Source organism: Lysinibacillus sp. NPDC086135 (genome assembly GCF_044746345.1).
Classification (GTDB): Bacteria; Bacillota; Bacilli; order Bacillales_A; family Planococcaceae; genus Lysinibacillus.
The window spans coordinates 304,136-327,682 of sequence record NZ_JBIVCA010000004.1 but is presented as its reverse complement, the minus strand read 5'-3'; the positions used below and the strand labels follow the sequence as shown (position 1 = coordinate 327,682).

Below are 23,547 nucleotides of genomic sequence, written 5' to 3'. Positions count from 1 at the left end.
TTGTTATTATTCTTCTCTTATCGTATTTATAATATTATCCCGGCTAATTCTTCTCAGCGGTAGCAGCACAGATAAATAACTGATTACCAAAGCTGCAACAAATGTAATAAAACAAGCAATATAAGGAATCGACCATTCTGCTTTCAAGAAACCGGAAGTAGCATTATACGTAATAATATATGAAAGTATACAACCGAAAAATATACCTTGCAAGCTTCCAGAAAAACCGTAAATCAGTGCTTCATATGTAATCATTTTTTTCAAATCCCTTTGGGTCATACCTATGGATTTTAGTGCAGCCAGTTCTTTTCGCCTAACCAAGATGCTTATAGTAATCGTATTGAAGATATTTAAACTACCGATTAAAGAAATGACCACAATAAAAGCATAGACAAGAACTTTGATGATGAGAACATCTTCATTTTTGGCTTTATTCTCTTCAAAGTTATTGACCACTATAATGGAGTGTTTTTTTCCAATAGTCTTCTGGATGTCTTCAACAGTCGCGAGAGATTGAGTTGTATCCTTCAATTCAATTTTAAAACTTAAGTCTTGTTCGGAAACCTCGGATACATTTTTAATCAACTTTAAATGATTTAAAACTTCCGGATTCTTAGAAGAAACATTATTTTCTTCTTGTAGATAGATTGTAAGATCCGATTCGGACGGAACGTTTACAAGTTTGGATGATAATGCGATGTTCATTAAAGATGAAAAAGTAATAAACAATACACTACTTATAATGATCGATAAAATAGTAACGACATAACGATTTTTATTTCTTTTTACATTTTTAATAGCCATACTTAATGGGAATGAAAAAGGTTTTCTTAGCACCTTATTATTTTGTTTTTTGATTCTCTCTTTTTTTATTGACAATCTACTGCTAATTGCCAACAATGGTGATATTCTGCTTGCAAAAAAAGCAGGGTAATAACTGGATACTAATACAGCTATCAGCGTAATAATCGAACTAATCAATAATATCTGCCAATCGATATTGAATACATCTGGACCATCTTCTAATAAAATCAAGAAAATGGTTTGGAGAATAGCAAGCGCCAATAAGCTGCATATAATGCCAATTGGTATAGCTATGACAGCTAACACAAAAGCTTCTTTCATAACAATTTGTCGAATTTGTTTTCGTGTAGCACCGATACTTCTCAACAATCCGAACTGCTTCATTCGTTCTACGACACTGATTTGAAAAGTGTTGTAAATAACAACAATTGTCATAATTACAACAATGCTAATTACAACTACTAGAATAGCCAAAATCGATTGATCCGATTCCGGTTTCAAAGCTCGAATCAAATCAGTATTAATAGCAATGTTATTGTCTTCAGTAATTGAGTTTAATTCGTCTAAAACCTCGTTAAAGTCTGCTTTCTGGTTAATTTCTATTAATATTCTTCCCTCTCCAATAGCAAACTCACTTTTATACGTTAATAATCGCCCCATTTTATCTTTCTGTGTAGAATCATTATTTTTCAGTAAACCTACCAGTTGATATGTTTTTCCATCCAGTTCAAATGAATCACCTAATTGAAGATCTTTTTTTATAGAAGGAATTAACCAGGAATCGATAGCTGCCTCATGAGTATTGGTTGGTAATTTTCCATCCAGTAGACTGTAGGTTAGAAAGTTTAAAGCGTGATGATCCGCGAAATTCATTTGCACAGAAACCTCTCCAAGTGGAAAGATGTCCCCTTCAGACATTAAACCAAACGATTCAATTTGGGGATTATATCTGATTTTATTTAATATCTCTTCATCGTAATCTGAAATACCAACATGAAAAGAAACACCGTTTAATTTCTTAATGTTCTCAATTAGAGAGAGTTGAGATCCTTTCATATACAGACCAATAGTTGAAATTAACGCTACGGAAAGTACGATTCCAATTACGGTCAAAATCGTTCTTTTCATATTCCCCTTTAAATACCTGCTACCTAATTGTTTATAACTGTTGATCAAATTCATTCATCCCCAGTCTTTGGTTCTTTTGTAGCTAGCCGTTTATCTGAAATGATTTCGCCGTCTTGTATTGTGATGATCCGATCAGAAGCCGATGAAATATTTAGATCATGAGTAATCATTACAATGGTCTGATTGTATTTTTTCGCCGTGAGTCTTAATAAATCCATAACTTCTTTCGTATTTCGAGTATCTAGATTACCAGTAGGCTCATCAGCAAGTATCAAATGCGGACGATTAATAAGCGCCCTGCCGATTGAAACCCGTTGCTGTTGCCCTCCAGATAGTTCGGAAGGTAAGTGATCCTTACGGTCTTGAAGCCCCAGGATATTAATAATTTCATTTAAATACTCCCTATCTATAGATTCACTATCCAATAGCGTAGGTAAAGCAATATTTTCTTGGACATTTAATACTGGTATCAAATTGAAGAATTGAAAAATGAACCCAACTTTTCTTCTTCTGAATACTGAAAGTTCATTATCTGAATATTTATAAATATCATTATCCCCAATGAATACCTTCCCAGAACTAGGGCGATCCAATCCACCTAAAATATGTAGCAGTGTACTTTTTCCAGAACCAGAAGCACCGACGATTGAGACAAACTCGCCTTGCTGAATAGAAAGATCAATTCCTTTTAATGCATCTACCCTGTTATTGCCTTCCCCATAACTTTTCACTATATTCTCCATACGTACAACTTCCATATAAACCAACCTCTCTTCATTAAAACTCAATCTTGTATGTCTACAAAATTCACTTTGTCTTTGCTATCTGGATAAGCTTTCTTAATTGTTCCAAAAATTCTCTCTACTTCTTCTTTATCTTTATAATCAAATTTATTAGCCATTGGAAGCAGTGTAATAAAGGAATCTGGTTCAGTTAACTCATCATAATTTTTGTCATCTAGAATAACAAAATCCATTGGGCTATATCCGTGATTCTTAACATAATGTACAGGTATCATTTGTCCATTCAAATCTATCTGGCAATCTACCAAATCATAATCACATATAGAATAGAACAAATTTAGTGAACCAGATTATTCTTTAATTTCATGAACAGGGTCTGAAATGGTAGACACACTGTCTGGTTCTTTTCTTGCTCTAATAATTCCTTTCCTAATAAATTGTTCAAGCTGTATAATAACAATATATTTTCTTTTGATACACTTTTTTTGTTACTACGAACTTCGCTTTGTCATCAACAGTTCGTTCGGTTTTATATTTATAGTCCTGCTTAACTTTATTCACATCTTTTTCCGTGCCGATAACTAATATTCCATTGGCCGGTTGTGGTGGAACGTTTTACTCCGAATCCTATGCCTATAAAACTTTCTTCCCCTTCTTTACTTGATGTCTAAATTATAGACTAGATATTCTTTATATTTGAATAACTGTTATCTAACTACTTATTTTCTATTCTTACTCATTTGTAAGAATAGCTACTTTTTCATGTGTTAGGAAATGGAAATATACTTACTGCAGGAGGAATTAGGATTGAAAGCGCTTTTGTAGATGTTAACAACCTTTGAAGCTAGAAAGTATTCCTATTATCCAAACATAAAAGGATATTTCTTATAGTTTTTATTAGGTCTTTATAATTCACTACCAATCAAAAAACATAGAAAAAAAGACTAGCTTGGCTAGTCTTCTTCAATTATGCAGCTATTGGATTGACAACACACGCACGTTTATTGTCAATCCTTTTATAATCCAAGTCTATTAATTTACAGGTAGCTGTTGCAACTTAACTTAGCTCAATAAGAAAAGCTCCTTTGACGTAGGCTTGATCTTAAACTCTTGTGCCCGTTAGCCATCCATGTCGTGTAAATTAACACTACACCACAGAAAATGTAAGATAATTACGTTCTTTCATGGGCGTTTAAGTACAATATTTCACAAACTTTCCGACATACTGATTCTCCTTATTCCTTACCACAATCATAACAACGTTTGTCTTTGTCATCGTCTCCGTACATACGTAGTTCATTTTCTAATCCACAAACGATGCAAAAGTCAAAATGTATTTGCGGAAGTATGCCCTCTTCTGCTAATGGAACCCACTCTTTCTCATATAATTTCTTTGTCATACCATAATCGATAAAAACAAGTTTACCATCATTGTTTAAACCGTAATTACTACTGTCTATTAAATCAAAGCAGTCGAAGTTTTTATCTAATATTTCTAAAACCTCATCCAACAAATTAGGGATCAAGCGTCGGTTTTCTTCAACTTTCACCTCATAGGACTGATTATTCTTTAGTTCTAAAGGTTTGCAATATTTTTGTACAGATATGAATTCATCAACATAGTATGTCTGGGCGAATAACCGGTCGAAATCTTTATCAGCCATTGAAGTATAAATTTCTAATTCATTTTTTGATTGTTTATAACCGATTGGATGCAAATGCACTTTTATTACATAATCCAAAACTCTATATACTTTTCTTGTAGAACCTATGCCAACAAAATTTTCATCTCTACAATACTGATTCCAATTTTGAATTATTTGTTTAATCATTGTTTTCCCTCCTTACACAACTAAAAACTTAACTGTATATAAATTCAATACTTTGTTACTTTTGCCCTCTTAAAGTAACCTACTTCGGTAGTTCAATAAGAAAAAAAGAGCTGCCTATGCAACTCAATGATCTTCACGGAAAGCCTCCGTTAGCCATCCATGAACCGCAAAATTCAGCTCTTCACCACAGAAATAAAAGATGATTAAGTTCTTTCCTGGGAGTTTAAGAAGAACAGCGACGCTTATTAAACAATCGTGCCCTATAATTGAACAAAGGAACTTTTAAATTAGCATTCATAAGCCATTCTTAGAAATTCATATGTACTGCCATTTGTATCTTGCATAAATGTATCAATATCTTTAAACCCAACTTTTCTATATACTTTTATCGCTCTTTGATTAAAAGTTGCCACTGATAATATAATTTTATCTGGTGTAAATCTTGATTGGACAAAATCAATACCTGCATTTAGAAATTCTAACCCTCTACCATCGCCAGTCAAATCTGGTCTCATTCCTAAACCTATATCATAAATATTAGTAGCTACTTTGTTAACACTGAAGAAACCAATGATTTCATCCTTTTTCAAAACCGCAAACATTGAGGTACCTCTTGTTTCTGGGTTTAAAAATTCAGCTAAATCTTCTTCATCAGCTTCTATATCATAAAAAGAATATTCTCCATCATAGTGCCAATTATGTGCAATATCCTCAGCTTGTTCCTGAGTCATAATCTTAAACTTATAAGTCATAAATATCCCCTCTCGCTTTCATCCCCATGTTCCACTATTCTGCCTGTTTGCTTAATACCAATCATCTCAAATATTCCCATTTTCAGCAATGTTGATCTTCAACAATCTGGCCCTATTATTGAAAAAGGGACAATTCCTCTTAAGAATTGTCCCCTTTAATTGAAATACTATTAACTGGTGGTGTTCAATAATTTAAAATAACCTTCATCGCTTTATCAATGCAGATAATTCGCCCTCAAAAACTTTTTCTTCCTTATCATTAAAAGTAGATAACAATACCGTTAGGATACCCATTTCATTCTTTGTTGCTTTCTTATCAATAACCTTTACAATGATATGTAGTTCATCATCAGGATACACCGGCTTTATAAATCTAATATTATTCATTCTTGTTCCTGCAATAACATCCTCACTATATTTACCTTCTTCAACCCATAGCTTAAATGAAATAGCTAGTGTATGTATCCCAGAAGCAATGATTCCATTAAATCTTCCCTGATTTGCTTTTTCCTCATCTAAATGCATATATTGGGGGTCAAACTCACCTGCAAACCTCATAATATCCTCTTTTGTTAATTTGTATGGTTTAGTTTCGAACACATCTCCAATTGTAAATTCATCTAACTTCATAAAAACACCTCTTAAATATTAATTAACACGATTACTTAATCTATTCTAACACCTACTATTAATGGTTAGTATTACTTTTTCCTACCTCAAGAAACCTGATCGTTGACTTAAGTACATCTTCACAAGCTTTCATAAATCTTAACTTAAACATCTATTTTCTTTTAATGTGTTATTCAATTAAATGGCCCGTTTGCTTTACAGGTAATGGGAGATTTTTTTCTTCTTTACGAAAATTAAATTTAAACAAAATATAATCAACCTTCTAAAGTTTGGAAATAATTACTTATAGAAAACAAGGCTATACATCGTTAAGCTTTCAGAGATACATAACTCTAGGAAGTTGATTGTTTAGTAGCTATTCTTACTTTAAGCAAAACAGGGTTGATTCTATCACAATTTTGTAGGTCAAACCCTGTTAGACTCCCAAAATCCAATTTTTTAGTGAGTTCAGTATTAATTGTTGGTATTCATCTAGAAACCGCAAAGATAAAAAACTAAAAACTATAGACTTAAACCCAATCATAATTAAAAAGTTATAGCAAAAGGAGTTTATTAAATGATATGTGAATTTCAACAAATATTTAAAAAGGATTGGGAAAAAAATAGCGATGATTCCATCAAAAACTTGTGGGATCATTGCTGTTATAATTTGAGCATTTCGTGAATCGTATCGTTAGTTGAAGAAAGTTAATAATGTATTTTCTTTTCTAAATAATAGTGACAAAAAAATTATGAAGAGCATGCAATATAATAACTGACCATAATGAGCCAGTCTTTTTGTATACGAGCACAAAGAGTAAGCCTAAAATAAAAACATATACATGCGTCCCAAAATGAAAGAATTTTTCATTGTAAATCCAAACTGGATAGTGTATTACTAAAAATAATAAAGCAGTCATAACATTTGCTTTCCAAAAAGCCATTTTTTTATTAATCTCTTGTAAAATTAATCCCCTAAAAACAATTTCTTCTGCATTCCCAGCCATTAAAAAACCATTTAGATAATCATCAATAGATAATGAAAATTGAAATGATTGTTGATTAATCATATAAGTTTCAAAAGCAAAATATAAGCCAACTAACAATGCAAGAACTACTCCCCAAAATAAACCCATCCTAACATTAACGTTCATTCTTAAGAAGTCAAATGGGTAAGTATGTAAATAGTATTTTATGTATAACCACGCCTAAAATCTGATCATTTCTTATTTTGGTAGGGAAGGATCCTACCTTATATAATTTGACACCTTAATTTCATTGACAGAAAAAGGTTTTAACAACATGAAATGACGGCTGCTTTACAAGCAACCGTCATTTTCACCATAGTTTATAGTGCCTTGGAAGCCTGATGAATTAGTGCAGCTACCATTTTATCCATTTGTGCAAAACGATCGTCCTTTGTTTGACCATTCACGTATCGATAATAGATTTGCTGACATATTACAGCTAATTTAAAGTAAGCAAATGTAATATAATAATCGATGGCTGAAACATCACGCCCGCTTTTCTCTGCATATCGATTAATGAATTCTTGACGTGTGTAAAACCCTGGTAAAGTCGTTATTGGCGGTTCTCCAAATGCGTATAGTAGCATTTTTGGGTCATCTGCATGCATCCAATAGCTCATGGCTACACCTAAATCTGCTAATGGATCCCCTACAGTTGTCATCTCCAAATCAAAAAGACCAATCATCTCTGAGTAATCGCTTGTAAACATGGCGTTATTAAGCTTGTAATCATAATGAATAATGGTTGCTTCATGATTAGAAGGTACTCGATTCTTTAACCACTTTGTCAATGTCGCTACTTCAGCATGCTCTGCCGTTTTCGCTTTGTCATAGCGCTCAATCCATCCATGTACCTGCCGTTCCATAAACCCTTCTGGCTTTACCATGTCCTTTAGCTTCGTTTCCTTATATGGTATTGCATGAAGAGCAACTAGTGAATCAACCATCTTTTCTGATATGAGCCGTCCTAAATCCTCCGTATTTTCAGTTCCAGGTGCAAAATGAGTATCGAGTACGATACCCTTTTTGCGTTCCATTAAAAAGAAATCACTACCGATAATTTCTCGATCTTCAACGTAAACATAAGGTTTTGGTACAGCAGATAAAAATGGATGTAATGCAGATATAATCGTAAACTCACGTTTCATGTCATGTGCTTTTTTAGCGACTGGTCCGTGTGGAGGTCGACGAAGAACAACTTCAAATTCGCCTACTTTTAGGCAATAAGTCAAATTTGAATGTCCGGCACTAAACTGTGAAATTTCTAGCTTTCCTTCTGGTAACTCTGGAAATTGGCTCTTTAGAAATGAATGCAATTTCACTTCATCAATACGTTCACTTGCCCTTACTTGTATCGTATCCATTGTACCCCTCCCTTAAATGATTGAACTCATACCGCCATCTACAACTATGACGTCCCCCGTAATATAATCTGAGGCAGCCGCGGCTAAAAATAATGCAACGCCTTTTAGGTCATTTTCAGTTCCTAAACGTTTTAACGGCGTCACGCCCATTAAATAATCTTGTCCGCGCTCAATTAAGACTTTTGACATTTTTGTTGGGAAAAATCCTGGGGCAATCGCATTTACATTGACGCCATATGGCCCCCATTTTACGGCTAAATCTTTTGTTAGAGTAATGACCGCACCTTTACTTGCGTTATAGCCAATTGTATCCATGAAATCAGGTAATGTACCACCCAGCCCTGCAACCGAAGCGATATTGATAATTTTTCCGCTCTTTTGTTCTAGCATTATTTTACCAACAGCCTGAGTCATTAAAAATGTACCATTAACGTTAACATCGAAGACTTTTTGCCAAGCCTCAAATGGCATTTCAACAGCAGGAGTACCCCAAGACGCCCCACTGTTATTGACTAAAATATCAATCTTGCCGAATGTTTCAAGCGTTTTTGACACTACATTCGCGGTATCCTCTGGCTTTGTCACATCACAAGCAAGAGCTAATGTTTGTACACCTAATTCAGCTAATTCTACAGCTACCTCTTCGCATGCCTCGACCTTTCTTGAGCACAGTACAATATTGGCACCAGCTTCGGCAAAGCCTTGTGCAATTTGGGCTCCAAGACCGCGTCCTCCCCCCGTTATGATGGCCGTTTTCCCCTTTAAGCTAAATAAGTCTAGTACCGTCATTTAACCAGCTCCTCTTGCTTTTTAGCATGCTTTTTCAACTCCAGCTTGGCAACCGTGTTACGATGCACTTCATCCGGTCCATCTGCTAATCGTAATGTTCGAGAATTAGCCCACTGTGCCGCAAGCGTCGTATCAGGTCCTACTCCAGCAGCACCGAATGCTTGAATTGCTCGGTCAATAACTCGCAATGCCATATTTGGCGCCACTACTTTAATCATCGCAATTTCTGCCTTCGCTTCTTTATTTCCTACTGTGTCCATCATGTACGCTGCCTTTAGCGTTAAGAGTCTTGCCTGCTCAATATCGATACGGGACTCCGCAATACGCTCGCGCATCACACCTTGGTCTGCGAGTGGTCGATGGAAAGCATGTCGCTCCTGAACACGAACGCACATTTCCTCTAATGCACGTTCAGCGGCTCCAATAAGACGCATACAATGATGGATACGACCTGGCCCTAAACGACCTTGCGCAATCGCGAAGCCTTTTCCTTCTCCCCACAAAATATTTTCAACTGGTACTCGAACATTAGTAAACGTCACCTCACCGTGTCCTTCTGGTGCGTGATCATAGCCAAATGCCGTAAGCATACGCTCTATTTTCACTCCTGGTGTATCCATCGGCACTAAAATCATCGACTGTTGCTCATGGATAGGTGCTGTAGACTCTTTATGTTTCCCCATAAAAATAGCGATTTTACAGCGAGGATCGCCAGCTCCTGTCGTCCACCACTTATGTCCATTTAAAATATAATAATCGCCATCACGTTCAATACTTGCCTCGATGTTAGTTGCATCACTAGACGCGACTGCAGGCTCAGTCATTGCAAAGCAGGAACGTATTTCTCCACGTAATAACGGTTCTAGCCACTGCTTCTTCTGCTGTTCTGAGCCGTAACGCACAAGCACCTCCATATTTCCCGTATCTGGCGCATTGCAATTAAACACTTCAGGAGCAAGTAAAGAGCGTCCCATAATTTCACATAAAGGTGCATATTCTAAGTTCGTCAAACCTGCACCATATTCGCTATCTGGCAAAAATAAATTCCATAGGCCCGCTTCTTTTGCTTTGTGCTTTAATTCCTCCATAATTGGTGGGATCGCTCCCCAACGATCTTCCATTGCTTCTACCTGTGCAGCAAACACGGCCTCATTTGGATAAATGTACTGCTCCATAAAATTTGTCAGCTTCTCTTGTAATTCGACTACTTTTTCACTATAAGAAAAATTCATAAAAAAGCCCCCTTTATTTGAACATCAAAATGACAAATGAATGAATATTCATTTTTATTCTTACATTAAATGTTACCGCTATATTTCTTGTAAATCAATGTCTATTAAACAAAAATTTGAATTATAGAGAAAATTCATACTTAAGGCAGTGTTTTTAGGGATAGAAAATCTCATTACAATAAAAAAATACAAGTTAAAACACTATTTTGCCATAATATGTATCTTCAAATCAGAATAGCGTCGATTGAGTTTATTTCGCAATGTGCACTTCATCAAAAAAAGAGTAACTTTTCATTCATTGAAGTTACTCATCTCACTTAATTTAATCTTTAACTTTATTTTTGTGTCCATTAGCTAATTTCATAGCGAAAAACTGAGGGATTAAAATTAAGATACTCACAATTACTAATAGTTGGGAAGGTGAAAATGGTTTAAAATAACCACTATCCCATCCTATCCCTAGCGTGTCTTCCATCCTACCGATAAAGTAAAAGGACATAACTGCCGATACAATATTGCCGATAATAAAAGGAATTGAGTTGCATAGAAATTTCCCAAGAAAAGCAAGAAGTGAAGTCACTACAATCATCAATAAGTAGCAGAGCATTGATCGGTTAGCAAAATCTTGGTACATTGAAAAATAAACAAAAGGAAAACAGTATAAACAGACTATTAGAATACCAATTACTATTTTTCTCATATTGTCACCCTTCATATATATTTAGAATTCACGAAACATCCCAAAACTATTTTAGGTTATCAACGTTCTACCATCATTTTTCTCTTAGTTTCATTTTTAACATAATCCATCAACCGTGGTATTTAAGCTTTCAATATTCTAAAGTTTTTTGCCTATCTCCATAATATCTGTAAGCAATTCACGAATAGCCAAAGGTAAATGGCGATTTTTTAAGTACACCACATAAACATTTCGTCGTAAATTGGGGCAATCTACTTCTTTTTGTACAATAGTTTTAGCTGTAGGACCTTTTAAATAATTTTCTGGTAGAATGGTAACGCCTAAATTTTCACGAACGAGAGATACAGCCGTTTCAAAGCGTTCAATTTCAAATTGGATATTAATGTTTTTTCCAGCCTTTTCAAATGCATCTAAAATGTCATGTCTCGTTTGAAAGCCCCCTGTACTAATAATAAAAGGCTCTTCACTTAAATCTGCGATCGTCAACTTCTCTTTCTTCGTTAATGGGTGATTTAAAGGTAAAACGGCTACAAGTCGCTCTTCATATAAGCAGTTAACTTCGAGCTCTTCATCATCCATTATCTGATTTGTAATAATTAAATGTGTTTTATAGCTTTTAAGCGATTTTTCAACACGCTTACTCCCTAAAATATCTACTAGATGAATCATCATTTCTGGATATTCTTTTTTATACTCTGTAATGACTTTTGGGAGCCAATGCTTAATCGATTCCATCACGCCTATCGTTATGTCACTTGTGCCACGTACAATAACCTCATCCATTTCTATTTTTAAAACTTCCATGTTTTTCAATATAACGTTTGCTCGTTCATATAAAAGCTCACCTGCTTCTGTTAATTGAAGATTTCTTGTATTCCTTTCAAGTAAAGGTGAGCCAATTTCTTGCTCTAATTTTTTAATAGCATTACTTAGAGAAGGCTGAGAAATATGCAGTTTTTCAGCTGCCTTCGAGAAATTCATTTGGTCCACAACTGCTAAAAAATATTGTAATTGTTTAAAATCCACAGCAACATCCCCCCACATTTATAGTTTTAAGCTATAGATTAATATTAATTATATATTAGCATTTATAATTATGTGAATATATAATTTATTCATAACAATATTTTCACTAGAATAATATTGGAAATGGGGTTGATGAAGATATGTATACAATGACAGATCAAAAACAATGGAAAGGCCGTATAGATTCAACGACTAATACGAGTAGTTTCCGTTTACATCAAAAAGTGGAAAGAATTCCGATTAACGATGTAAGCGCTTCAGATAATCAGCATGCCGGAATTGTGGGCTTTATATGTGATGAAGGTGTACGTCGTAATCAGGGGCGTGTAGGGGCAGCAAGTGCACCTAATGCTCTGCGTGAATCACTATCTAGCTTACCTTGGACATTTAATGATGAACAGCAAATTATAGATGTTGGTAACGTTCTTTGTCTTAACCACGCATTAGAAGAAGCACAACATGAGCTCGGCGAAATTGTCAAAACATTGCTAAATAAAAAAATACAATGTGTCGTGCTTGGCGGTGGACATGAAACATTATACGGGCATTATTTAGGCGTTCGTGCAGCGTTACCTAAAGATGCAAAAATCGGGATCGTCAACATCGATGCTCATTTCGATTTACGACCATACGATGAGCAACCATCTTCTGGTACAATGTTCCGGCAGATTTTAGAACAGGATGCGCTTGCCGATTACTTTGTTTTAGGTATACAACGTTTTGGCAATACAAAAGAACTATTTGATAAAGCCGATGAATTGCATGTGAATTATGTGTTAGAAGAAAATATGACGCCAGAAAATAAAGCGCAAATCATGTATGACCTTCAGCAATATATGGATAATCATGATTATATTCTCTTAACACTTTGTATGGATGTACTAAATGCTGCATTTGCACCGGGCGTTAGTGCTCCATCACCGTTTGGACTAGATCCAAAAACGGTACGTACGATACTTCAACAAGTAACTTCACATCCAAATACACATTCTTTTGATATTTGTGAGGTAAATCCTTCACTGGATGAGAATGGACGCACAGTTAAACTAGGTGCTTATTTTGTTTATGAAGCACTAAATCACTTACTTAGGAGATAAAGTTCATGATCGAAATTAATCAAATTACAACAGTATTTCTAGCAGTTGCACTATTCGCATTGGGCGGCTGGCTCATCAATAAAATCGGTTTTTTAAAGCGTTTTTGTATACCAGCACCTGTTGTTGGCGGCTTATTATTTGCCGCATTGGCCACTATTCTAAAGACAACTGGCGTATTAGAAGTTTCGCTTGATACGTCATTACAAAGCTTATTTATGATTACATTCTTCACAACAATTGGTTTAGGAGCAAGCTTTAAACTTGTAAAGCTTGGCGGAAAATTATTAATTATTTATTGGTTGGCTTGTGGTTTCCTAGCATTAATGCAAAATGTTATTGGTGTATCTCTTGCATCGCTCATGGGGATTCATCCATTAATCGGTATGATGGCTGGTGCTGTTTCTATGGAAGGTGGCCATGGTGCCGCTGCAGCATTTGGACAAACATTAGAAGACTTAGGTATTTCATCAGCCATGACAATCGGTGCGGCTGCGGCTACATGTGGTTTAGTAGCTGGTGGCTTAATCGGTGGTCCGATTGTAAAATACTTAGTTGGTAAATATAATTTAACACCAAATGAACAAGAAACAAAAGAAATTGATTTTGAAAATAAAAATGAACAAATTACATCCGATTCATTCTTTACACAAGTATTATTAATTACGTTCTGTATGGCTGTAGGGACATATGTTGGAACATTATTCTCAGAAGCTACTGGCTTCGTACTACCTGGCTATGTCGGTGCAATGTTTGTAGCTGTACTAGTGCGCAATATTATGGATAAAATAAAACCTGAAGCGATTAACATGAAAAGCATTTCTTTAATCGGCGATGTGACATTAGGTGTTTTCCTATCAATGGCGCTCATGAGTGTTAAATTATGGGAAATTGCTGATTTAGCACTGCCACTATTCATCATTGTTTTTGTACAAGTATTCTTCATTGTCTTATTTAGTATATTTGTCTTGTTTAAGATTCTTGGAAAAAATTACGATGCTGCGGTGATGGTTGCCGGTTTTGCTGGTCACGGTTTAGGGGCAACGCCAAATGCGATGGCCAATATGTCAGCAGTTGTCCAACGTTTCGGTCCATCTCAAAAAGCATTTCTTGTTGTACCAATTGTAGGAGCGTTTTTAATCGACGTCTTCGGTATTCCAATTATTATTACGACGATCAATTTATTTAAATAAAGGCTCTGTTAAAGTTTAATGTTTATTTCTGAAGGAAAATATGGGGGAACCTTTAAACTGAGGTTTCCCTGTTATAAATTTAGTTCGTATTGTATTAGTTGGCTGTTCATTCCAAAATATTCTTCATTCCCTACTCTACTTATTTCTTTAAATCCTATCTTTTCAAGCATTTTTCGTGAACGAACATTAGCTTCGTGTGTTTCTGCGTTAAAAGTTGTAATTCCTAATTTCTTTGTGGCAAACTCCATCATACATATGGCAGAATTAAATCCTATTCCTTTCCCCCACAGCCCATTTTCACCAATTGCAATACCTAATTCAGCAGTATTCCCTTTAATACAGGCTAAATCTGCATATCCAACTATTTTATCGTTAAACTCTATTCCCATTCGGATAAAATCTTCAGCTACATTGTTAACACATTTGAGCCACCATTTATATAGTTCTTCGGGACTTCTATTTAACTCCCATCCATTGGCTAAACAAAAAGAGTCATCCATACTCCATTTTAAGGCAGTTTCATAATCATATATGGTTAAAGGTCTTATCTTTATGCATTGTGAAAGATTCTTATTAGTTGTCATTTCTATTCCTCCGAATCTTTAAATTGAATTTAGACAAACGTATGTAGCCATACCTTTAAGCGGTCTACACAAGGACGCAGACCTGTTCGTAGCTAATACCTCTGTGTTTAACATTTCCCTTTTTCAGGGTAATAAAATAGGTCTCGTCAACTTCATAAAATAAGTGGCCGTGCAATTGTCTTGATTGACAGTTGCACGGCCTTTCCAGTCGCTTATTGATTATTGTAATATTTCACTAACAGTTACAAATTCGTAGCCTTGTTTTTGCAAGTATAGAATGACATTTTCTAAACCATTTGCTGTCGTTTGATGAATATCATGCATTAAAATAATGCTGCCATCTTTTGCTGACACTTTCACATACGTTAATATTTTCTCAGCATTGCGATGCTTCCAATCTAGCGTATCGATTGACCATAGAATAGAAGGCATCGTCATGACAGAACGAACTTTATCATTCGTTGCACCATATGGTGGACGGAAAACCGTTGGATATTGACCGATTGCAGCATAAATAGCATTGTTAGTTCGATCAACCTCTTGTTTAACATTTGCTGTCGATAAGGCTGTTAACTTTGCATGGTCCCATGTATGATTGCCTATTTCATGGCCAGCCTCATAAATTTGCTTTACGACTGCTGAATTTTTAGAGACATTTTGCCCAACCATAAAAAATGTAGCCTTTGCATCATATTTCTTTAAAATTGCTAAAACTTGTGGGGTAACTTTTGCATCTGGCCCATCATCAAATGTTAATGCCACACGCTTTTTTTCCCCTTTCGCTACTGGTACACCTTTATTGTAAACTTTGTTATCCGTTATTTGGATATTTGCTAGCTCTGAAGATTTCACATAGCCCTTTTGTTCATCTGCTTCTACATAGGCCCAGCCTGCTAGCATTGTATATTGCTGAACGACTGTTTTATTGGCAATTGTACCAAGAACCTCACCACTTGGGCTAGCAGTTAAATGAAGCACAGCGCCATTAGTAGCATTTACTCGTTTTTTTGTCGCAACAGGTTTCTTTAAAGAATTTGTTGCAACATAACCTGTTTGATGACCATATTGGATAAATGACCAACCTCCAGGTGCCGATCCATATACAAAGATAATACTATTTTCGTAAATCTGTCCGGCTTTTTGTGCACTTGGACTAGGGTATGTAAATAAAGTTGTTCCATCTTTTTTCGTCACTACATATTTTTCCGATTTAAGGCTTACTAATGCTGCCGTTTCTACATATCCCTCTAGCTGTTGCGTTTTAATTCGAGTCCATTCCTCACTTACTGGTGTGGCTGTTACATAACTACCCTTCGCTATTTGCCCGATTACGGTACTTTCTACGGAAGGTTCTACATAAACTGTTGTGTCATTAGCTACGGATTGAATAACTGGTGTACCCTCAGCATTTGCAGGAGTATTACCTACAAACATAAAACTGATTAAAAAAGTCAAAATAATTGCATAGGGTAAAAGTTTTTTCATTGTTCTACACCGCCCTTTTCATCACAGATGTCTTTTCTCATATGTTTTTTCCATAAAAGTATAGGATTCGACTCTAATTATAGAATAATAAATTATTCCAGGAAATAGTAGAAATCAACTAGTTTTTGTGAATAAAAATGGATCATCACCAAAACGTGTGGTTGATTTCCGTTCCGACTGGGCGCTTTCCTGGGGGCGTCCGATGAGCCGCTTTGCTGCGCTGCAGGGTCTCGGGCCAACACGATGTTGGTCACGAAGGCGTTATCACAGGATGTGATGCTTTTAGCCTTCGTTCCTCTATCGCTGATCCCCAAGGAGTCGCCCAGTCTCCACTCCAATCAACTATTTACATAGTAGACGTTTTAACAAAAGTCATCCACAACTTTTGGTGATGAACCATAAAAATTTCTTATTAACGTTTTTGGTAGCTAGGATGAACGGCATATTATCAAATTGTTTACTGATGCTTTTCTAAAAAACTTTCACCTTTTCTTCATAAAAATTCCTCTGTGGTAGCACTGGCATTAGATGATGAAAACAATTGGCACGTAATACCTCCCCACTTAAATGAAAATGATCGATTGTTCCCCAAGTATGAATACTGCGTTAGCAATTTTGCCAACTTTCATTTGTCAAAGGCCCCAAGACGCCTTTATCAGGTACTTGAACCGTGCACCCTATAAATAAGACGATTGAAACGATAAAAAAGTTATACCTTTTTCATAATTTTTCCTCTTACAGCGCATCGTACGCTGTAAGAGCATCTTCAATATGGAATGGTGGTGTCCAAGCCTGCCCATTCGCATTCGTCGTCACGAAAATATATTGTTTTCCATCTTTTTCGATAATAGAGGCTAAGCAAAGACCCGCTTCAGGTGTGTAGCCCGTTTTTCCTCCCAATATTGCACCTTCCCCAACTGGTATTCTCGCTAATAGTGAGCTTGTTATCGTTAATTCATTTGGAACATGAGTCATATAACTTTTCGAAGTCAAAATTTGATAAAAGGTAGGATTTTTAATGGCATAACGAAATAGCTTACTTATATCACGGACACTGGAGACATGAGCAGGATCATGTAATCCGCTGGCATTGACAAAATGGGTATCGTTCAGTCCTAATTCCTGTGCTTTTTTATTCATTAATGTTACAAATGCTTCTTCACTACCTGCCATCGCATCCGCAAGTGTTCCTGTAGCATCCGCCCCAGAAGCAAGCAGTGTGCCATATAATAAATCCTCTATCGTTACAAAATCTCCTGCCTTAAAGCCCGCCATGGAAGCATTTTGAGCAGTAAATTTAGAAATCGTTTGTGGTTTAACAATGGTTTGCTTCTGCAAATCAGTAGTCATTTCAATGGCAACAATCGCTGTCATAATTTTCGTTAATGATGCAGGATAAATAATGTCATCTGCATTTTTTTCAAATAATACTTCTCCTTTTTCATTCAGCAACAAAGCATTTTTACTATGCAACGAAGGTAGCTCTACTGGTGTTTGTTCCGTTGCTATGTTATTCGTATAATAAAAAAAGAATGCTGCCGCACATATAAAACAAAATAAGACAAATTTTTTCATAAAAAAAACGCCCCCCACACATTATAATAGGAGGCATTTATGATTATTCCTGTAGGAAATTTATGAAGAAATTCTTAAAGTTTGAATGATGAATTATGCTTTGGCATAATTGCGTCCGGAATCGGCTTTGTGCTTAGGCCTGCAGATGTTTTTTGCGCGAAAGCGAAGCGGTAGCAACGTGTTTTTTGCCTGGGTTCCTCTATTTCAGCGGATGTTTATACACCCGCTCCAAATAAGTTAAAAATCATCAAAATCTGAACATATTTTTGTTATTGTTTTATTCGTTAATTTAAAAAATACATCCTGAGATACTTCTAGCTTAAGTGTATCTTCCTTCATTAAATCTGCATATATTCCTCGTAAAATACGACCTGTTAGACCATGTGAAATAACGATCACTTTCGGTATATGTTGAATGTTTTCTAGCCAAGCACTTAGTCTGTTCACTACTGAGTCGTAAGCTTCTCCATTTGGCGCATTAAAATACCAATTATACACATCTATGTTATGAAAAAGATTGGGCCAAGAACTTTCAATTTCTTTCGTTGTTAATCCAGCCCATTGTCCCACAGCCACCTCAGTTAAACGATCTTCTTTAACAACATTCTTCAAATCATATCCAATTGTTTCACAAATTATTTCAGTGCTCTGCATAGCTCTGCCTAATGGACTCGAAAAAATTTTCCATTCATTTGGATCTCCAATTAAACTTTTTAGCATTAGAGCATTTTGTTGTACTTGATGTACACCCATTTCAGTTAATGGTGAATCGAGCTCTCCTTGATATCGCCCTTGTGTATTAAATTCAGTTTCACCATGTCGGAGTAAGTAAATCGTTTGGTTCTTCAATTTTGTTTCCCCCCCATAATTTCTCCCTAGTTATTACTAATATTTTTATATATTTTCATTTCTAATCCCAATATTATTCATTAGTATCGTCCCTTGTTTGGTTAAATTAAATTGGAAATGGATCTTATTTAGCTTCAGTGGATCAAACTGTGGATTTACTTCTTTAAAATCGTTCAATAAAAATCCATAATGTTGAAACACTGGTTCCGTCGTATTACCTATATTGGAAAAAGGTTTTTTCAGTAACTTTCCTTTTATGGCAGGTGTCAATTTGGCTATATAGCTAAGAGGCAGGCTCGCCTGGTTGCCATTGCTATCTTCTACAGTGACTGTAAAATCAATTAGTTCCTCCTGATTGTTCTCTTTTTCTTCCTTTCTATTATCTGCAAGTGAAAATACGATAGAACTGTTCTGCCCTATCTCTAATCCATTCTCGGGAAGAGTTAATGTATAAAAAGCTGGAGAAAATTTGTCTTTTGAATTCCAACCTAAACGAACGGCACTATAATCTGCCTCATCATTTTTCATTTTGACTTTTTCCTCTTTCCATTCCTTCAAATTCTTGCCGAACAGTTTGCCGCCTGGAACAGTGGTCGTGTTTAGATCAATATCTTCATTAAACGTAGCAATCAAAGATGTTTGCGAATCGTAGTAATTATTGATATACAGTGTGTCAGGAAGCCATTCTTTAGCATAACCTAGATCTTTAAAAATTTCCTTGTATCGTTTCTTTTCTTTCAACGTACTATCTAAAAAAGCAGATATCAATACTTTCGTGATGGTTTCTTGCTGATCGCGAGGCATAATTTGTTTTAGGTTAAAGAGTTGGTTAGCCATGCCAGCTAGATCTCCTCGTCCCCATTCTTCATTAAATTGCCCATGATTGGCTCCATAAATATAGACCGACGCATTCATATAATCATCTTTATTCGTATAGGAAATCCGATATTGCTGATTAGAGCTATCAAAGCTATTTACGTCCATATCATGCGCCCCTTGTAGTGCCAAATAGTTTACGTTTTTTAACGGAAGTGGTTTCCCAGCAGGCATATATTGACCGTCTACTCCAGCAATAGAAATAAGCGATTGGATTGAGAAATTATAATCAAATTGAATATTTCCGTTACTAGGTGGGTGTTGCATTTCGTTATAAGCAGCTGCAATCGCGATAGCTTCTCCACCTCTAGAATGCCCTATTAGTGCAATATGTTCCATATCCACTTTTTGATAGAATGGATTGTTTTTAGTACTGTTCCATTCTTTCCACGTCTGTAAATGCTCCAGCAATAATAATCCTCTCGCTGGATTCTCATTCTTTAGCGGACTAACCAAAAATAAATCATCGTAGGGAGAACCATTAAGAAAGTTTTCATCTACGGATACAACTATATAGCCCCTACTCGCAAGAAGGTTACCTAAATATTCGTAACCTGGATCAGAATAATCAGTCATTAAATGGTTTCCATGAACGATCATTACTAACGGAAAGTCTCCTTTCCCTTCTGGGTACCACACTTGACCATTTAACGGCATTGCCTCAGGTCCAAAACCAAGTGTTCTCGTGCGAACAGAAGACCACTTTTCTACAAAATCGCTAGCGTCTACTGTTTTAGTTGTCAAAGAATTTTTTTGGTTAAAGTCTTCTCGATAAGTATTCGGACTGCCATATGTGAGCTTTCTAATTGGATAATTGCCCGGTTTCGCTGGATTTCTAAGCATAGTATTGTCATATCGTTTCGATGTTTTCAGCTGCTTTAATACAACTACTGGGGTGTTCGCTTCCCCGGGATGAATCAACCAATAACCACATGCTCCAATCCCAATAGTCAATATAGATAAACATGTGAGGACGCTAACTTTTTGATATTTCTTTGCATTTTTATAACTACCCTTTAACCATTTGTATAATAGTGCACCCCACAAAGAAACAACAACCGCTACTAATAGAATAAATGGGATAGCTACTTCCAAAGGAGCGAAAAAGCAGAACACCAGAAATATTAGTGAACTAAAGAGTATCCATAAATATCGACTAGGAATTTTTTTCACTCCATGCAATAGAAGAGTGATAAAACCACTTATTAACACTACGGAAAAAATAAATACGAACATTCCAATAGTGAAATCTAAAAAACTACGCTGATCTAATAAAAACTTCCCTTGATTCAACATCAATAGGAATGCCATCGTACTTAAAGCGATAGCTGCACCTTTCCAACCTAATGACAATGGCTCTATCCGATTTGGTTTTGCATATAGCCTTCTAACAAAATAAATGAGTTTCCTTTTGAATACTTCCAATTTTTTAATCCCCCTACCTACAATCTATTTCATAAATATTCTATTGTAGGTTACAGGATGACTCTTCCAATCAACTTTCATCTTTCTTTCAATAATCTTACATTTCTTTTTCGGATATTTTTTGAAGAATAAATTAGTTAGATGTCAGAACTTTTTTTGGCAAGAAGAGTATAAAACTCGTCTCGCCATTCGTTGTCAGCTTAATATTTCCACCATGTTTTTCGATAACTTGTTTGGCGATCGCTAGTCCTAACCCTGTACCACCATCACTCTTGCGCGATTGATCCCCTCGGCTGCATCTAACCCTGCTTGATCGATGATGTACGGGTATAAATCATCGCACAGCATTCGGAGGTCGCGTTGCGTATCATACAAACATTTTAACCAGACGACGGTCAACCGCTTGTCACTTTGTTCTGTATCGTGTAATTCTTCCAAATCGCGTGCAAGAAAGATTAGATTCTGCAAAACATGATCATGCAAATAATATGACATTCGAACTCGCTCTGCTTGCTGTGCCTCTAGTAATCTGTATTCTGAGGTTTTCATTGGTAACCCACTTCTCGCTCCTCGTAGTTCGTCGAGTAAGGCAGCTCCCATCAGCAGACGGACGGTTTCCAGCCTTACTTTGTCGATTAAGGTGTAAAAGACGTATTATTTTTTTGAACCAAGCAGCAAATAGCCAATTACCGTTCCGTCGGGCTGCATAAGATCTATCACTTGTGCAAAAACATTCGTGTCAAATTGACGGAAATGGGTTAACTCCTGCATCTCGGCAAATGACCCTGTTCCGTACATAATAGCCTCACTTCCCCGATTCCAGACAAAGCAAAGACCCTCAATGTCTGTCACGCTATGGACAAGCTCTGCAGGCATTCGCAGTAGATCGCGGCTATTGCGATATGTGGACTTTAAAGCTAGCTGCCGTATAAAACTTATACTTGTTAATTTGTTAAAACAATAGAATAATATAGACAAATCCAAAAAATAGACATAATGGACTGTAAAGCCAAGTATCGTATTTAGCAAACTGTGAGTGTTTTATTTTTTTAAAAAATCCAACATACTTAAAATCACCAATTGCCCTAATAATGAAAACGAAAGCACAAACAATACTTCCGATTTTAGATAAACTATTTGCTTGGAACCCCTGCAAATAACCTCCTTGAACAACAATAATGGCACTAGCCAGTAGAATAAGAATAGCCACGAATAATGTTCCCCATTTTTTAGGAGTGAAAGCAGGTCTATGCTCTCCTACTTTTACAGGGATAGCAGCGGCAGAACCCCAACGACCTCCAAAAGCCCAATAAATATGCAACAAACTGATAAACCACAGAAGCCCTACAGCTACTAATATTAAAAGTAATTTCATTTTTTCGCCCCCCCAATGTTTTAATTCAAACAAAACATACACAATCGTATGTTTATAGTAAAAATTTTGTCCCTTCAGGTTTTACAACCTTATTAGGGACATTTATTATCAAATAATCAATTTTGCCTCGGCAGGATGTTTTTTGTGCGAAAGCGTAGTGCCAACGTAGCGGTAGCAACAGATAGATGCAACGGGACGGGACGTTCTTAGACGGAGTTCCTCTATTTCAGCGGATATTTGGCCAACCGCTGAAAGAAGTTAAAAATACTACCATTTTATCAATATCAAAATTAGGATTCTCTTCAAACCTTGTCATCCATCCTACATACGTTAAATAGGCAAGTCTCGCTCTATCAATCGATTCAGCTTTGTCGATGCCCTTTTTTTGATACAATTTCGCAACACACGAGATTCTTTGTTCTTCAATATTCACTAAGCGTTCAGCAACAACAGGATCATATTTTGCCCAAGTATAAATACCAATCTCCATTTTTTTATCTCGATTAAAACTAATTCGGAATAGCTGTTCCAATGAGGCATCCTGTTGCTCCATACTTTGAACAATCAGCTTTGTTGCATGTATTTCCCAATAGTCGACCATTGAATCTAACAGCTCTTGATGATCACGAAAATAGTGATAAAAACTACCTTTACTTATTTTTAGCAATCGGGCAAGTGCTTCGATGCGAATTTTATGTATTCCTTCATCAGCTAATTGTTGTAATCCTGCTTTTATCCAATCTTCTCTTGTTAATTGCATGTCAACTCTCCACTAAGATACGATAGCGTATGTTTTTCGTTAAATTACTACCAATTTCATTTTTTGTCAAATATTCAATTTATTTATCTTTATGAACTTTAATGTTATTGTTAATCGTAATATTTATAGTCATTACCCTTGGTAAAATACAGGTGCATACTAATATAATAGCTAAAAGTTTTTCATCTTTAAATGTTTTTGCGCGAAAGCGTCGTGCAACGTAGCGGCTGCAGCACGAAGTTGGTCACTCAGTTATGTGTTGTTGTTATTGCTTCGCTTTCGCACAGATAAATTGCCACAGGGCGTGGCGTTCTTAGACTGAGT

General features: G+C 36.0%; 23 protein-coding genes and 1 pseudogene. 2 read left to right on the top strand and 22 right to left on the bottom strand.

The features are described from left to right. Window positions 1–6 precede the first annotated feature (6 nt). The 12 genes from ACIPKN_RS08475 to ACIPKN_RS08420 form a co-directional block, all read right to left on the bottom strand. Window positions 7–1,980 (bottom strand): ABC transporter permease, encoded by a 1,974-nt coding sequence (locus tag ACIPKN_RS08475; RefSeq protein WP_400934962.1) that lies wholly within the window; start codon window positions 1,978–1,980, stop codon window positions 7–9. Between the two features lie 2 nt (window positions 1,981–1,982). Continuing rightward, window positions 1,983–2,690, bottom strand: coding sequence for an ABC transporter ATP-binding protein (locus ACIPKN_RS08470; RefSeq protein WP_400934960.1), 708 nt, complete (start codon window positions 2,688–2,690; stop codon window positions 1,983–1,985). A 26-nt stretch (window positions 2,691–2,716) separates the two neighbouring features. Further along, window positions 2,717–2,908, bottom strand: coding sequence for a hypothetical protein (locus tag ACIPKN_RS08465; RefSeq protein ID WP_400934959.1), 192 nt, complete (start codon window positions 2,906–2,908; stop codon window positions 2,717–2,719). 1,002 nt (window positions 2,909–3,910) lie between these two features. Then, window positions 3,911–4,507, bottom strand: coding sequence for a protein kinase (locus ACIPKN_RS08460; protein WP_400934957.1), 597 nt, complete (start codon window positions 4,505–4,507; stop codon window positions 3,911–3,913). A gap of 287 nt (window positions 4,508–4,794) precedes the next feature. Further along, window positions 4,795–5,259 (bottom strand): GNAT family N-acetyltransferase, encoded by a 465-nt coding sequence (locus tag ACIPKN_RS08455; protein ID WP_400934956.1) that lies wholly within the window; start codon window positions 5,257–5,259, stop codon window positions 4,795–4,797. 204 nt (window positions 5,260–5,463) lie between these two features. Next, a complete protein-coding gene (locus tag ACIPKN_RS08450; RefSeq protein WP_400934954.1) occupies window positions 5,464–5,889 on the bottom strand; it encodes a MaoC family dehydratase in 426 nt (141 codons plus the stop codon). Window positions 5,890–6,596: 707 nt separating this feature from the next. After that, window positions 6,597–6,974, bottom strand: coding sequence for a CPBP family intramembrane glutamic endopeptidase (locus ACIPKN_RS08445; RefSeq protein ID WP_400934952.1), 378 nt, complete (start codon window positions 6,972–6,974; stop codon window positions 6,597–6,599). A gap of 242 nt (window positions 6,975–7,216) precedes the next feature. Further along, window positions 7,217–8,260, bottom strand: coding sequence for a phosphotransferase family protein (locus tag ACIPKN_RS08440; protein WP_400934950.1), 1,044 nt, complete (start codon window positions 8,258–8,260; stop codon window positions 7,217–7,219). Between the two features lie 12 nt (window positions 8,261–8,272). Continuing rightward, complete coding sequence (locus ACIPKN_RS08435) at window positions 8,273–9,049, bottom strand: SDR family oxidoreductase (RefSeq protein ID WP_400934949.1); 777 nt, start codon at window positions 9,047–9,049, stop codon at window positions 8,273–8,275. Next, window positions 9,046–10,281 (bottom strand): acyl-CoA dehydrogenase family protein, encoded by a 1,236-nt coding sequence (locus ACIPKN_RS08430; protein WP_400934948.1) that lies wholly within the window; start codon window positions 10,279–10,281, stop codon window positions 9,046–9,048. Before ACIPKN_RS08430 ends, ACIPKN_RS08435 begins: the two co-directional genes overlap by 4 nt. Before the next feature lie 322 nt (window positions 10,282–10,603). Then, window positions 10,604–10,981, bottom strand: a complete 378-nt coding sequence (locus ACIPKN_RS08425; protein ID WP_400934947.1) for a hypothetical protein — start codon at window positions 10,979–10,981, stop codon at window positions 10,604–10,606. A 138-nt stretch (window positions 10,982–11,119) separates the two neighbouring features. Beyond that, complete coding sequence (locus tag ACIPKN_RS08420; protein ID WP_400934945.1) at window positions 11,120–12,007, bottom strand: LysR family transcriptional regulator; 888 nt, start codon at window positions 12,005–12,007, stop codon at window positions 11,120–11,122. 140 nt (window positions 12,008–12,147) lie between these two features. Between ACIPKN_RS08420 and hutG the strand changes: the two genes are divergently transcribed. Then, window positions 12,148–13,104: a formimidoylglutamase gene (gene hutG / locus ACIPKN_RS08415; RefSeq protein WP_400934944.1), complete on the top strand. Its 957-nt coding sequence runs from the start codon at window positions 12,148–12,150 to the stop codon at window positions 13,102–13,104. 5 nt (window positions 13,105–13,109) lie between these two features. After that, window positions 13,110–14,294, top strand: a complete 1,185-nt coding sequence (gene gltS, locus ACIPKN_RS08410) for a sodium/glutamate symporter (protein WP_400934942.1) — start codon at window positions 13,110–13,112, stop codon at window positions 14,292–14,294. A gap of 71 nt (window positions 14,295–14,365) precedes the next feature. Here gltS and ACIPKN_RS08405 read toward each other — a convergent pair whose 3' ends face one another. The 10 genes and pseudogenes from ACIPKN_RS08405 to ACIPKN_RS08360 all read right to left on the bottom strand — a co-directional run bounded on the left by ACIPKN_RS08405 (window position 14,366) and on the right by ACIPKN_RS08360 (window position 23,223). Then, the gene (locus ACIPKN_RS08405) at window positions 14,366–14,878 is read right to left on the bottom strand and encodes a GNAT family N-acetyltransferase (protein ID WP_400934941.1); all 513 of its coding nucleotides are present in this window, start codon (window positions 14,876–14,878) and stop codon (window positions 14,366–14,368) included. A 219-nt stretch (window positions 14,879–15,097) separates the two neighbouring features. Next, the gene (locus ACIPKN_RS08400) at window positions 15,098–16,363 is read right to left on the bottom strand and encodes a polysaccharide deacetylase family protein (protein ID WP_400934939.1); all 1,266 of its coding nucleotides are present in this window, start codon (window positions 16,361–16,363) and stop codon (window positions 15,098–15,100) included. 735 nt (window positions 16,364–17,098) lie between these two features. Beyond that, entirely contained in the window at window positions 17,099–17,938 is an 840-nt protein-coding gene (locus tag ACIPKN_RS08395; RefSeq protein ID WP_400934937.1) for a D-alanyl-D-alanine carboxypeptidase family protein, read from the bottom strand. A 237-nt stretch (window positions 17,939–18,175) separates the two neighbouring features. Further along, on the bottom strand, window positions 18,176–18,787 hold the full coding sequence (locus ACIPKN_RS08390) for a histidine phosphatase family protein (protein ID WP_400934936.1): 612 nt from the start codon (window positions 18,785–18,787) through the stop codon (window positions 18,176–18,178). Window positions 18,788–18,832: 45 nt separating this feature from the next. Next, window positions 18,833–21,088, bottom strand: coding sequence for a poly(ethylene terephthalate) hydrolase family protein (locus tag ACIPKN_RS08385; RefSeq protein ID WP_400934934.1), 2,256 nt, complete (start codon window positions 21,086–21,088; stop codon window positions 18,833–18,835). Window positions 21,089–21,221: 133 nt separating this feature from the next. Further along, window positions 21,222–21,380, bottom strand: a pseudogene (locus ACIPKN_RS08380) (ATP-binding protein); the annotation flags it as partial. Continuing rightward, on the bottom strand, window positions 21,338–21,637 hold the full coding sequence (locus tag ACIPKN_RS08375; protein WP_400934932.1) for a sensor histidine kinase: 300 nt from the start codon (window positions 21,635–21,637) through the stop codon (window positions 21,338–21,340). The pseudogene ACIPKN_RS08380 and the gene ACIPKN_RS08375, both read right to left, overlap by 43 nt. A 105-nt stretch (window positions 21,638–21,742) precedes the next feature. After that, window positions 21,743–21,940, bottom strand: a complete 198-nt coding sequence (locus ACIPKN_RS08370; RefSeq protein ID WP_400934931.1) for a hypothetical protein — start codon at window positions 21,938–21,940, stop codon at window positions 21,743–21,745. Between the two features lie 100 nt (window positions 21,941–22,040). Continuing rightward, the gene (locus tag ACIPKN_RS08365) at window positions 22,041–22,463 is read right to left on the bottom strand and encodes a DUF3995 domain-containing protein (protein ID WP_400934930.1); all 423 of its coding nucleotides are present in this window, start codon (window positions 22,461–22,463) and stop codon (window positions 22,041–22,043) included. A gap of 226 nt (window positions 22,464–22,689) precedes the next feature. Next, on the bottom strand, window positions 22,690–23,223 hold the full coding sequence (locus ACIPKN_RS08360) for a TetR/AcrR family transcriptional regulator (RefSeq protein WP_400934928.1): 534 nt from the start codon (window positions 23,221–23,223) through the stop codon (window positions 22,690–22,692). Window positions 23,224–23,547: the final 324 nt, after the last annotated feature.

Coding starts and splice junctions, on each gene's coding strand:
- ACIPKN_RS08470 (WP_400934960.1), bottom strand. CDS start 2,690: ATGGAAGTTGTACGTATGGAGAATATAGTGAAAAGTTATGGGGAAGGC.
- ACIPKN_RS08465 (WP_400934959.1), bottom strand. CDS start 2,908: ATGGATTTTGTTATTCTAGATGACAAAAATTATGATGAGTTAACTGAA.
- ACIPKN_RS08460 (WP_400934957.1), bottom strand. CDS start 4,507: ATGATTAAACAAATAATTCAAAATTGGAATCAGTATTGTAGAGATGAA.
- ACIPKN_RS08455 (WP_400934956.1), bottom strand. CDS start 5,259: ATGACTTATAAGTTTAAGATTATGACTCAGGAACAAGCTGAGGATATT.
- ACIPKN_RS08450 (WP_400934954.1), bottom strand. CDS start 5,889: ATGAAGTTAGATGAATTTACAATTGGAGATGTGTTCGAAACTAAACCA.
- ACIPKN_RS08440 (WP_400934950.1), bottom strand. CDS start 8,260: ATGGATACGATACAAGTAAGGGCAAGTGAACGTATTGATGAAGTGAAA.
- ACIPKN_RS08435 (WP_400934949.1), bottom strand. CDS start 9,049: ATGACGGTACTAGACTTATTTAGCTTAAAGGGGAAAACGGCCATCATA.
- ACIPKN_RS08430 (WP_400934948.1), bottom strand. CDS start 10,281: ATGAATTTTTCTTATAGTGAAAAAGTAGTCGAATTACAAGAGAAGCTG.
- ACIPKN_RS08425 (WP_400934947.1), bottom strand. CDS start 10,981: ATGAGAAAAATAGTAATTGGTATTCTAATAGTCTGTTTATACTGTTTT.
- hutG (WP_400934944.1), top strand. CDS start 12,148: ATGTATACAATGACAGATCAAAAACAATGGAAAGGCCGTATAGATTCA.
- gltS (WP_400934942.1), top strand. CDS start 13,110: ATGATCGAAATTAATCAAATTACAACAGTATTTCTAGCAGTTGCACTA.
- ACIPKN_RS08405 (WP_400934941.1), bottom strand. CDS start 14,878: ATGACAACTAATAAGAATCTTTCACAATGCATAAAGATAAGACCTTTA.
- ACIPKN_RS08400 (WP_400934939.1), bottom strand. CDS start 16,363: ATGAAAAAACTTTTACCCTATGCAATTATTTTGACTTTTTTAATCAGT.
- ACIPKN_RS08395 (WP_400934937.1), bottom strand. CDS start 17,938: ATGAAAAAATTTGTCTTATTTTGTTTTATATGTGCGGCAGCATTCTTT.
- ACIPKN_RS08375 (WP_400934932.1), bottom strand. CDS start 21,637: ATGAAAACCTCAGAATACAGATTACTAGAGGCACAGCAAGCAGAGCGA.
- ACIPKN_RS08365 (WP_400934930.1), bottom strand. CDS start 22,463: ATGAAATTACTTTTAATATTAGTAGCTGTAGGGCTTCTGTGGTTTATC.
- ACIPKN_RS08360 (WP_400934928.1), bottom strand. CDS start 23,223: ATGCAATTAACAAGAGAAGATTGGATAAAAGCAGGATTACAACAATTA.